Consider the following 11214-nt stretch of genomic DNA (forward strand, 5'->3'; position numbering starts at 1 on the left):
GCCGTGGCCCGCCGAGCGCCGCGGCGCGTGGCGGCTGCGCTCGTTGGTGGCGTGGGCCGCCTTGAGCCCCGCATCCATGCCGGAGATCCGCGGTGCGGTGCGGAAGGCCCGTTCGCAGGCTGCCCCGCAATCCGGGCAAGCGTGCGGATCCTTGAACTCCGCCATCGGCCGCATGGCGGTGAACGGCCCGCAGGCCTGGCACGCGTAATCGTAGACGGGCATTTCGAGGCTCCCGGCGAAATGTAAGGGCGCGGGTCCCCTCTCCCGTGCGGGAGAGGGACAGGGTGAGGGGACAGGTCTTTCCGGAAACGTCGCATCCCTCACCCCAACCCTCTCCCGCACGGGAGAGGGGGCCGGTCGCATTCGTGACCGGCGGCAGATCACAGGTCCGGCGAGAGCGGCATCTGGATCGAGCCGTCGAGGAACTTCGTCGGCCCGTCGGCACCGGGATTGATGTCGAACTCGAAGATCTTGGTCGGAATCCACAGGGTCGCGCAGGCATTCGGGATGTCGACCACCCCCGAAATGTGCCCCTGCACAGGCGCCGTGCCCAGGATCGAGTAGGCCTGCGCGCCCGAATAGCCGAACTTCTTGAGGTACTCGATCGCGTTCAGGCAGGCCTGCCGATAGGCGATGTGAACATCCAAATAATGCTGGCCGCCGTGCTCGTCGACGGAGATGCCCTCGAAGATCAGGTGGTCGTCGTATTTCGGGGTGATCGGCGACGGCTTGAAGATCGGGTTCCGGATCCCGTACTTGGCCATGCCGTCCTTGATCAGCTCGACCTTGAGATGCACCCAGCCGGCCATCTCGATGGCGCCGCAGAAGGTGATCTCGCCGTCGCCCTGGCTGAAATGCAGGTCGCCCATCGAGAGGCCGGCGCCCGGCACGTAGACCGGGAAGTAGATCTTCGAGCCGCGCGACAGATCCTTGATGTCGCAATTGCCGCCGTGCTCCCGGGGCGGGACCGTACGGGCGCCCGTGGCGGCGGCCGCGTCCTTCGCCTCGCCCTTCAGCCGGCCCATATGGGCGGTCGGGCCGAAGGGCAGGGTGGCGAGCGCCGGCACGCGCTCGGGGTTGGTGTCGTAGAGCGCCTTCTCCCGGGTGTTCCAGGTCTCCAGCATCTTCGGATCGGGCAGGCAGCCGATCAGGCCGGGATGGATCAGGCCGGGGAAGCGCACGCCCGGCACGTGGCGGGATTTCGTGAACAGGCCCTCGAAGTCCCAGATCGACTTCTGGGCCTGGGGGAAGTGCTCGTCGAGGAAGCCGCCGCCGTTCTTTTTGGAGAAGAACCCGTTGAAGCCCCACTGACTCTCCGGCTTGGCGCCGATGTCGAGCAGGTCCACCACCAGCAGGTCGCCGGGCTCTGCGCCCTCGACGCCGATCGGACCGGACAGGAAGTGGACGATCGACAGGTCGATGTCGCGCACGTCGTCGGCGGAATCGTTGTTCTTGATGAAACCGCCGGTCCAGTCGTAGGTCTCGACGATGAAGTCGTCGCCCGGCTTGACCGTGGCGACCATCGGGATGTCGGGGTGCCACCGGTTGTGCACCAGGTCGTTGTCATAGGCCGATTGCGTGAGATCGACCTTGATCAGCGTCTCGGGCATTTTTTACGACTCCCTGCTGCGATCTTGACTGCCAAGTCTTCACGGACGGCCGCGCGAGATTGTCCGGCGCGACACGCCCCCTTCTCCCGTTCGGGAGAGGGCTGGGGTGAGGGAGGAGAACCCTCCGGAGAGGGCACGCCCCTCACCCTGTCCCTCTCCCTCAGGAGAGGGGACCCGCGTCCGACCCGGGACCGGGCATTGCCTTCGCTGGCGTCGAAGCCGGCGGATCCTCAGACCGACAGGAACCGGGCGACCTGCGCCTCGTCGATGCCGTCGCGGGGCGCCTCGTGCACGATGGCGCCGTTCTCCACGACGATGACCCGGTCGGCGACGTCGAGGGCGAAGCTCAGGACCTGCTCGGAGACCACGATGGAGAGGCCGCGGTCGTCGCGGATCTTCTTGAGGGTCCGGCCCATCTCGCGGATGATCGAGGGCTGGATGCCCTCCGTGGGCTCGTCGAGCAGCAGCACCTTCGGCCGGCTGGCGAGCGCCCGGGCGATGGCGAGCTGCTGCTGCTGGCCGCCCGACAGGTTGCCGCCGCGCCTTCCCTTCATCTCCAGCAGGACCGGGAACATGTCGTAAAGGTCCTGCGGCACCTTGCGGGCGCCGGTGACGGTCAGGCCGGTCTCGATGTTCTCCTGGACCGTCATGGTGGAGAAAATCATCCGGCCCTGCGGCACGTAGGCGAGGCCCTTGGCGACCCGGGCGTGGCTCTTGAGCCCCGCGACCTCCTCGCCCTCGACCCGGATCGTCCCGGATTTGACGGGCACGAGGCCCATCAGGGTCTTCATCAGGGTGGTCTTGCCCATGCCGTTGCGGCCCATCACGGCGACGATCTCGCCGGGCGCCACCGAGAAGCTGAGCCCGTGCAGGACCTCGCTCTGGCCGTAGGCAGCGTGGAGGTCGTGGACGGCGAGCGCCGGAGCCACATCGGGAATCGCGACGTGCGGAGGCGCCTTGACCAGGGGCGGGTGCGCGGTCTGGAGCGAGCCCATCGTCAATGTCCCAGATACACTTCGATGACCTTCGGGTCGTTCTTGACCCGCTCCATCGAGCCTTCGGACAGCACCTTGCCCTGGTGCAGCACGGTCACCCGGTGGGCGATGTCCTCGACGAACTTCATGTCGTGCTCGATCACCAGGACCGAGCGGCCCTTGATGATCTGGTTGAGCAGCTCCGCGGTCTTGATCCGCTCGCCGACGCTCATCCCGGCGACCGGCTCGTCGAGCATCAGAAGCTCCGGGTCCTGGATCAGCAGCATGCCGATCTCGAGCCACTGCTTCTGGCCGTGGCTCAGGAACTCGGCCCGCTCCTTGAGCTGGTCCTTCAGGAAGATCGTCTCGGCGATCTCGTGGATCCGGTCGCGGACCTCGGCGTCGCGCTTGAAGGTGAGGGCGCCGAACACGGTGCGCCCGCGGGGGAACGAGATCTCTAGGTTCTCGAACACCGTGAGGTCGTCGTAGATCGATGGCGTCTGGAACTTGCGGCCGACCCCGGCCTGTACGATCGCGCTCTCGGTGAGCTTGGTCAGCTCCTGGCCCTTGTACTTGATCGATCCGGCGCTGGCCCGGGTGCGCCCGCAGATCAGGTCGAGCACCGTGGTCTTGCCGGCGCCGTTCGGGCCGATGATCACCCGGATCTCGTCAGGGTCGACGTAGAACGACACGTCGTTGACCGCTTTGAAGCCGTCGAACGAGACGGTCAGCGCCTCGACGGCGAGGAGGTAATCGGGCGGCGCGGCCTCGGCGCCGACCACGGGGGAGGAGAGGATCGCGGCGTTCATGACATCCTCACTCGGCCGGAGCGCCGTGGGGCGGGACGATGGTGGTCTCGGGGGGGCGCAGACCCTTCACCCGGCGGGTCAGGCGGGGCTCGATCTGCTCGCGCCAGATGCCGGCCAGACCGTTCGGGAAGGCGAGCACCACCGCGATGAACAGGGCGCCGAGGCCGAACAGCCAGAGATCCGGAAAGCTCTCGGAGAAGCTGGTCTTGGCCCAGTTCACCAGCAGCGTGCCCCAGACCGCGCCGAACAGCGACAGGCGCCCGCCGACCGCGGCGTAGATCACCATCTCGATCGAGGGCACGATGCCCACGAAGGAGGGCGACATGAACCCGACCTGCAGGGTGAACATCGCTCCGCCGATCGCCGCGAAGGCGGCCGCCAGGCAGAAGGCGAAGACCTTGAAGCCCGCCACCGAGTAGCCCGAGAACCGGACCCGGTCCTCCTTGTCGCGCATGGCGACGAGGATCCGCCCGAGCTTCGACTTCTTCACGTATTGCGCGGCGAGGATGCAGGCCAGCAGCAGGCCGCCGTTGACGAAGTACAGGATCACCTTGGCGTGGTCGGTGCGGATGTCCCAGCCGTGGAGGGTGCGCAGGTCGGTGATGCCGTTGATGCCGCCGGTGTAGCCCTGCTGGCCGACGATCAGGATCGTCAGGATCGCGGCGATCGCCTGGGTGATGATCGCGAAATAGGTGCCGCCGACCCGGCGCTTGAACATCGCATAGGAGATGATGAAGGCGAACAGGACCGGAACCGCCACCACCAGGATCAGGGTCAGCGGCAGGCTCTTGAATGGCAGCCAGAACCACGGCACCGCGGTGATCTGGTTCCAGTCCATGAAGTCCGGGATGCCCGGCGTCGACTGGATTTTCGTGTTGGCGACGCTCGAAGCTTCGAGCTTCAGGTACATGGCCATGCAGTACCCACCCAAGCCGAAAAATACGCCCTGGCCTAAGGACAAAATACCGGCATAGCCCCAGCAGATCACGAGCCCGAGGGCCACGAAGGCGTAGGTCAGGTACTTGCCGACGAGGTTGAGGCGGAACCCGTCGAGCGCCAGGGGAAGGACCACCAGGATCACCCCGGCGAGCAGAGCCAGGCTCAGCCACTCCACCGGCTTCATGAACGGGTTGTCGTTGACGGTGACCGACTTGGTCAGGGTCTGGACCGGATTGGTCATCGGGAAATCCTCAGCGCCGGACCTTGAGGGTGAAGAGGCCCTGCGGCCGCAACATCAGGATGCCGACCACCGCGAGCAGGGTGATCACCTTGGCCATCGAGCCGGAGAGGAAGAATTCCAGGGTCGATTGCGTCTGCGAGATCGAGAAGGCCGACGCGATGGTGCCCAAGAGGCTCGCGGCGCCGCCGAACACGACGATCAGGAAGGTGTCGACGATGTAGAGCTGACCCGAAGTCGGCCCGGTCGAGCCGATCATCGTGAAGGCCGAGCCGGCCACGCCCGCGATGCCGCAGCCGAGGCCGAACGTGTAGCGGTCGACCTTCTCGGTATCGATGCCGACGGCGCCGGCCATGGCGCGGTTGGCCATCACGGCCCGGACCTGCTGGCCGAAGCGCGAGCGGTAGATCAGCAGGGCCACGCTGACCGTGATCAGGATGGTGATGGCCATCACGAACAGGCCGTTGACCGGGATCTCGATCGTGTCGGTGACCTGCACCGAGCCGATCAGCCAGGACGGCAATTCGACGCCGACCTCGCGGGCGCCGAAGATCGAGCGGTAGGCCTGCTGCAGGATCAGCGACAGGCCCCAGGTGGCGAGCAGCGTGTCGAGCGGGCGCTTGTAGAGGAACCGGATCAGGCTCCACTCCACCAGCATGCCGAGCGCCCCGGAGGCGAGGAACGCCAGCCCCATCGCGACGAAGAAGTAGACCGGGAACAAAGCCGGCAGGTAGCTCTGGCAGAACGCCGAGCAGAGATAGGTGACGTAGGCCCCGAGGATCATGAACTCCCCGTGGGCCATGTTGATCACGCCCATCTGCCCGAAGATGATCGCCAGTCCCAGCGCCATCAGCAGGTAGACCGAGAACAGGATCAGGCCGGCGAAGCCCTGCATGGCGAAGATCGCGCCGAGGTCGCCGAGGGAATACTCGCCCAACATTTTCTCGTGTCTCCCGCGATCTAGCTGGTGTGGTGATCGTCCGGAGCGAGGTCTTTCCCGCCAGGTGCCACCGGATTCAGACGATGCCGGTTGAGGCGCAGGTCCCCTCTCCCGTGCGGGAGAGGGACAGGGCGAGGGATGCGACCTCCCCGGAAAGACCTGGTCCCTCACCCCAACCCTCTCCCGCATGGGAGAGGGGGCTTGTCGCGGCCTTCTCAAGCCGCGGTGCGAACATCAGAACCTGCCAGGGCAGGGAAGTACCGGCGGCGACTACTGGTAGCCCTTCGGGAACGGATCCGGCTTGATCAGTTCCGGGCTGGTGTAGACGATCTCGAACTGGCCGTCGGGCTTGGCCTTTCCGACCCGGGTCTTCGACCAGAGGTGGTGGTTCTCGTCGATCCGGACGTAGCCTTCCGGCGCACCCTTGAACTCCAGGCCCGGGGAGGCGGCGACCACCTTGTCGACGTCGAACGACCCGGCCTTCTCGCAGGCCATCTTCCACAGGAACGGGCCGAGATAGGCCGCCTGGGTGACGTCGCCGATCACCGTCTTCTCGCCCCACATCTTCTTGAAGGCGGCGACGAACGCCTTGTTGTTCTCGTTGTCGATCGACTGGAAGTATTTCATGCAGGCATAGGCGCCGGCGATGTTCTCGCCGCCGATGCCGTCGATCTCGTCCTCGGTAACCGAGATCGTCATCAGCACCTGCTTGGACAGGTCGATGCCCGCCGCCTTGAGCTGCTTGTAGAACGCCACGTTCGAGCCGCCGACCACGTCGGTGAAGATCACCTTCGGCTTGGTGAGCTTGATCTTGTTGATGACGGAATTGAACTGGGTGTGGCCGAGCGGGAAGTATTCCTCGCCGACCACCTTGCCCTTGAGCACGTTCTCGACGTGCTTGCGGGCGATCTTGTTCGAGGTGCGCGGCCAGATGTAGTCGGAGCCGATGAAGTAGAAGCTGTCGCCGCCCTTCTCCTTGTGGACCCAGTCGAGCCCGGCGAGGATCTGCTGCGTCGCCTCCTGGCCGGTGTAGAAGACGTTCTTGGACTGCTCCAGGCCCTCGTAGAAGGTCGGGTAGTACAGGAGGCCGTTGTACTGCTCGAACACCGGCAGCACCGCCTTGCGCGAGGCCGAGGTCCAGCAGCCCATCACGGCGGCGCAATGGTCGTTGACCAGGAGCTTCTTGGCCTTCTCGGCAAAGGTCGGCCAGTCGGAGGCGCCGTCCTCCTGGATGATCTTGATCTTGCGGCCGAGCACGCCGCCGGCCTCGTTGATCTGGGCGATGGCGAGCTTTTCCGCCTCTTGGGCGCCGGTCTCGGAGATCGACATCGTGCCGGTGACCGAGTGCAGGATGCCGACGGTCACCTCGGTGTCGGTCACGGCGAGCCCGGTGGTGTTCACCGCCGAGGTCGGGGCCGCGGCCCAGGCGCCGCGGGGCATCAGCGCGAGGGCCGGTGCGCCGGCCAGTCCCATCAGCAGCCTGCGCCGCAGCGGGGAATGCAAGCCGTTCTTCGCGCCGGTCTCGGTGTCGTCAGCCATCGTGCCTGCCCTGGTTCGCGTCCGGGCCTCGCGTGGCGCCCCGGATCGACCAGTCCAGGCTAGGTCTTCGGTCACGCTGCGGCCTATACGATGTTTTGCGTATGGCCGTTCTCTTGCATCGAGCGCACCATCGCGGCGCAGGAGTCTGAGGGACAGTTGGGAGCGAGGGCGGAGAGCGTGGGCGGCGCCCCGGCGCCGGGTTCTTTCCGCGCGCGTGCGCGCGGCCGCAACTCCATGTGCCGGACAGGGCCGCGATGAGCGGCCCCCAGCGCATCATCCCGATCCGCCGGGACTACAACCGCTTCGTCGCCGACGAGACCCTGGAGGATTACGCCCTCCGGTTCACCGCCAAGAAGGCCCGGCGCTGGTCCGGCTTCCAGGTGGCCCAGACGGCGCTCGGCTCGGTCTCGTTCCTGGCGCTGGAGGCGATCGGCGGGACCCTGGCGCTGACGGCGGGCTTCCCCAACACGCTGGCGGCGGTGCTGGTCGTCGGCCTGATCATCTTCGCCACCGCGGCGCCGATCACCGTCTACGCCGCCCGCTACGGGCTCGACATGGACCTGCTGACCCGGGGGGCCGGGTTCGGCTATCTCGGCTCCACGGTCACGTCGCTGATCTACGCGAGCTTCACGTTCCTGTTCTTCGCCATCGAGGCGGCGATCATGGCGCTGGCGCTGCAGCTCTGCTTCGGGCTGCCGCTCGGCATCGGCTACCTCGTCTGCGCCGCCGCGGTGATCCCGCTGGTGGTCTACGGCATCCGGCTGATCAGCCGTTTCCAGATCTGGACGCAGCCGCTCTGGGTGGCCTTGAGCCTGCTGCCGCTGGTCTTCGTGGCAGCGCAAGGCGCGGCGCCGCTGCATGCGCTCGCGGATTTCCCGGGCCTCGACGGCGGCGGGGCCGCCTTCGACATCGGCCGGTTCGGGCTGGCCACAGGGGTGCTGCTGGCGCTCCTCGCTCAGGTCGGCGAGCAGGTCGATTTTTTGAGGTTCGTGCCGGAGCCGGTGGGCCGGCGCGATTGGCGCTGGTGGCTGGCGGTGCTCTCGGGCGGCGCCGGCTGGATCGTGCCCGGCATGCTCAAGATCCTGCTCGGCGCCGGCCTCGCCGTCCTGGCGCTCGGGCACGGCGTCCCGCCCGAGCACGCCGCCGAGCCGACCCGGATGTACGCGGTGGCGTTCGGCTACGTCACCGGGGAGGGCGGCCGGGCGGCCCTGCTTCTGACCGGGCTGTTCGTCCTGGTCTCGCAGCTCAAGATCAACCTGACCAACGCCTATGCCGGCTCGATCGCGTGGTCGAACTTCTTCTCCCGGCTGACCCACAGCCATCCGGGCCGGGTGGTCTGGCTGGTGTTCAACGTGGCGATCGCGGTGCTCCTGATGGAGCTCGGCATCGACAAGACCATCGAGAGCACCCTGCCGCTCTACGCCTCCGTGGTCTCGGCCTGGGTGGGCGCGCTCGCGGCCGACCTCGCGGTGAACAAGCCGCTCGGCCTCTCGCCCCCGGGCATCGAGTTCAAGCGCGCCCATCTCTACGCCATCAACCCGGTCGGGACCGGCGCCATGGTGCTGGCGCTCGCCATCGGCGGCCTCGCCTATGCTGGCCTGCTCGGCCACGCGCTGCAGCCCTTCGCGCCGCTCCTCACGCTGGCGACCGCCTTCGTGGCGGCCCCGGTGATCGCCTGGGCCACGGCCGGCCGCTGGTATCTCGCCCGGACCCCAAAGCGGGATTGGGGGGCGGGCGAGGTCACCTGCCGGGTCTGCGAATTGCCGTTCGAGGGCGAGGACATGGCCCATTGCCCGGCCTACGACGCCCCGATCTGCTCCCTGTGCTGCTCGCTCGACGCCCGCTGCGGCGACCTGTGCAAGCCGCACGGCCGGCTGGAGGCGCAGGCGCAGCAGGCGCTCGGCCGGATCCTGCCGGGCCGGACGGCGGCCTGGATCGGCGCGCCGCTCGGCCGCTACCTCGCGGTCATGCTGACCCTCTGCGCGGTGATCGCCCTGATCCTGGGGATCGTCCATGCCGGCGCCACCATCGCGCATCCCGAGCATCGCGTGGTCCTGCGCACCGCGCTGACCAGCGTGTTCTTCATCCTGGTGGTGATCCTCGGCGTGGTCGCGTGGCTGTTCGTGCTCGCCCAGGAGAGCCGGCGGGTCGCCCAGTCGGAGACCATGCGCCAGACCGCGCTCTACGAGGCCGAGATCGCGGCTCACAAGCTCACCGATGCCAAGCTGCAGGAGGCCAAGGAGCGTGCGGAAGCCGCAAACCTCGCCAAGAGCCGCTACGTGGTCGGCATCAGCCACGAACTGCGCACGCCGCTCTCCACCGTGCTCGGCTACGCGCAGCTGCTGGAATCCGATCCCGCGATCCCGGCGCCGCGCCTCAACGGCATCCGGGTGATCAGGCGCAGCGCCCAGCATCTCTCCGGGCTGATCGATGGCCTGCTCGACATCTCGCGCATGGAGGCCGGACGGCTCGAGATCCACCGGGACGAGGTCCGGCTCACCGAGTTCCTCGACCAGCTGGTCGACATGGTTCGGCTCCAGGCCCGGGAGGCGGGCCTCGAATTCCGATTTGCGCGGCCGGAGATCCTGCCGGCGGTGGTCGCCACCGACGAGAAGCGCCTGCGCCAGGTGCTGCTCAACCTCCTGTCCAACGCGATCAAATTCACGCCGTCGGGCACCGTCTCGCTGGATCTGAGCTATCGCAGCCAGATCGCGGTGTTCACGATCCGCGACACCGGCCCAGGCATCCCGGAGGCCGATCTGGCGCGGATCTTCCAGCCGTTCGAGCGGGGCTCGACCCCGGCCGCCCGCAGCACCCCGGGGACGGGGCTCGGGCTCACCATCGCGGACCTGCTGGCGCAGCTGCTCGGCGGCGAGATCACCGTGGCGGCGGCCCCCGGCGGCGGCACCCAGGCCCGGCTGCGCCTGATGCTGGCCTCCGTGGCCCAGCCCGCCCCGATCGTCGTGGCCGCCCCGGCCTCCGCACCGGAACGGGCCTATGCCGGCGCCCGCCGCACAATCCTGGTGGCCGACGACGACACCGCCCACCGCGCCCTGATGCGGGCGATTCTGGAGCCGCACGGGATCTCCGTGATCGAGGCGGGCTCCGGGCCGGAATGCCTGGCGGCGGTGGCGAAGGGTGGGATCGACCTGATCCTGCTCGACATCGCCATGCCGGGCATGAGCGGCTGGGCCGCCGCCGCCACGCTGCGCGCGGAGGGCCACACCGGACCGATCGCCATGATGTCGGCCAACGTCCACGAGATCAGCCCGGTGCGCGGCGACGACGCCCCCCACGACGCGATCTTCGCAAAACCGTTCGACCTGCGCGACGTGCTGGAGCGGATCGGCAAGCTGCTCCACCTCGAATGGACCGACGCCGCGACGCCCGCTTTGCGCGAGCCGGCCCCGGCGCTCGCGGGGATCGGCCATCCCGGGCCCGAGCATGTCGGCGAGCTGCTGCGCCTGGGCCGGATCGGCCATATCCGGGCCATCGAGGCGAAACTCGCCCAGATGGAGGGCGACGCGACGGTGCCCCCCGCCTTCGTGGCCCAGATGCGCGGGCTCGTGGAGGGCTACGACCTGCGCCGCTACCTCTCGGTCCTGCAAGGACTCGCCCGCCATGGCTGAGGTGCCGACCAACCAGCCGAGCCGCGACGTCGTCCTGGTGGTGGACGATTCCCCCGACACGCTGAGCTTCCTCACCGAGGCGATCGAGCGCTCGGGCGCCACCGTGCTGGTGGCGGTGGGCGGCGACCTCGCCCTCGCGCTGGTGGACGAGATCACGCCGGACGTGATCCTGCTCGACGCGATGATGCCGGGCATGGACGGGTTCGAGACCTGTCGGCGGCTCAAGGCCAAGCCGCAGATCGCCGGCGTGCCGGTGATCTTCATGACCGGGCTGAGCGAGACCGAGCACATTGTGAAGGGCCTGAGCGCCGGCGGGATCGACTACGTCACCAAGCCGATCGCCCCGGACGAGATCCTGGCCCGGATCCGCGTGCATCTTGCCAGCGCCCGGGCCGCTCAGAGCGCCCGGGCCGCCCTCGACACCGCCGGGCGCACCCTGTTCGCGGTCTCGGAGGCGGGTGCGGTGCTGTGGGCGACCCCGCAGGCCGGGCGGCTGCTGGCCGGTCTCGGCTCGGATCCGTCCGGGGGGCTCGCAC

At 68.1% G+C, this 11214-nt stretch carries 9 protein-coding genes; 2 read left to right on the top strand and 7 right to left on the bottom strand.

Features of this window, described 5'->3' with window-relative positions; genetic code table 11:
* From FV228_RS10180 to urtA, 7 genes are all read right to left on the bottom strand, one after another.
* The coding region (locus FV228_RS10180; RefSeq protein ID WP_147854517.1) for a zinc ribbon domain-containing protein at positions 1-222 on the bottom strand (222 nt) is incomplete at its 3' end.
* Positions 223-380: 158 nt separating this feature from the next.
* Positions 381-1610, bottom strand: a complete 1230-nt coding sequence (fmdA, locus tag FV228_RS10185; protein ID WP_147854518.1) for a formamidase — start codon at positions 1608-1610, stop codon at positions 381-383.
* Between the two features lie 230 nt (positions 1611-1840).
* The gene (gene urtE, locus FV228_RS10190; protein ID WP_238261004.1) at positions 1841-2605 is read right to left on the bottom strand and encodes an urea ABC transporter ATP-binding subunit UrtE; all 765 of its coding nucleotides are present in this window, start codon (positions 2603-2605) and stop codon (positions 1841-1843) included.
* 2 nt (positions 2606-2607) lie between these two features.
* Positions 2608-3393 carry an urea ABC transporter ATP-binding protein UrtD gene (gene urtD / locus FV228_RS10195; RefSeq protein WP_147854519.1) on the bottom strand — a complete coding sequence of 262 codons (786 nt, stop codon included), beginning with the start codon at positions 3391-3393 and terminating at the stop codon, positions 2608-2610.
* A gap of 7 nt (positions 3394-3400) precedes the next feature.
* On the bottom strand, positions 3401-4573 hold the full coding sequence (gene urtC, locus FV228_RS10200) for an urea ABC transporter permease subunit UrtC (RefSeq protein ID WP_147854520.1): 1173 nt from the start codon (positions 4571-4573) through the stop codon (positions 3401-3403).
* A gap of 10 nt (positions 4574-4583) precedes the next feature.
* Positions 4584-5510 (bottom strand): urea ABC transporter permease subunit UrtB, encoded by a 927-nt coding sequence (gene urtB, locus FV228_RS10205; protein WP_058191212.1) that lies wholly within the window; start codon positions 5508-5510, stop codon positions 4584-4586.
* 270 nt (positions 5511-5780) lie between these two features.
* Entirely contained in the window at positions 5781-7049 is a 1269-nt protein-coding gene (gene urtA, locus FV228_RS10210) for an urea ABC transporter substrate-binding protein (protein WP_147854521.1), read from the bottom strand.
* 254 nt (positions 7050-7303) lie between these two features.
* Between urtA and FV228_RS10215 the strand changes: the two genes are divergently transcribed.
* Positions 7304-10678: an ATP-binding protein gene (locus tag FV228_RS10215; RefSeq protein WP_147854522.1), complete on the top strand. Its 3375-nt coding sequence runs from the start codon at positions 7304-7306 to the stop codon at positions 10676-10678.
* On the top strand, positions 10671-11214 hold a 544-nt coding region (locus FV228_RS10220; protein WP_147854523.1), incomplete at its 3' end, for a response regulator. The genes FV228_RS10215 and FV228_RS10220, both read left to right, overlap by 8 nt.

This window comes from Methylobacterium sp. WL18, from assembly GCF_008040015.1.
GTDB classification, from domain to species: Bacteria; Pseudomonadota; Alphaproteobacteria; order Rhizobiales; family Beijerinckiaceae; genus Methylobacterium; species Methylobacterium mesophilicum.

Excerpts from the sequence above, each read along its gene's own strand:
- fmdA (WP_147854518.1), bottom strand. The coding sequence starts at position 1,610 with ATGCCCGAGACGCTGATCAAGGTCGATCTCACGCAATCGGCCTATGAC.
- urtE (WP_238261004.1), bottom strand. The coding sequence starts at position 2,605 with ATGGGCTCGCTCCAGACCGCGCACCCGCCCCTGGTCAAGGCGCCTCCG.
- urtD (WP_147854519.1), bottom strand. The coding sequence starts at position 3,393 with ATGAACGCCGCGATCCTCTCCTCCCCCGTGGTCGGCGCCGAGGCCGCG.
- urtC (WP_147854520.1), bottom strand. The coding sequence starts at position 4,573 with ATGACCAATCCGGTCCAGACCCTGACCAAGTCGGTCACCGTCAACGAC.
- urtB (WP_058191212.1), bottom strand. The coding sequence starts at position 5,510 with ATGTTGGGCGAGTATTCCCTCGGCGACCTCGGCGCGATCTTCGCCATG.
- urtA (WP_147854521.1), bottom strand. The coding sequence starts at position 7,049 with ATGGCTGACGACACCGAGACCGGCGCGAAGAACGGCTTGCATTCCCCG.
- FV228_RS10215 (WP_147854522.1), top strand. The coding sequence starts at position 7,304 with ATGAGCGGCCCCCAGCGCATCATCCCGATCCGCCGGGACTACAACCGC.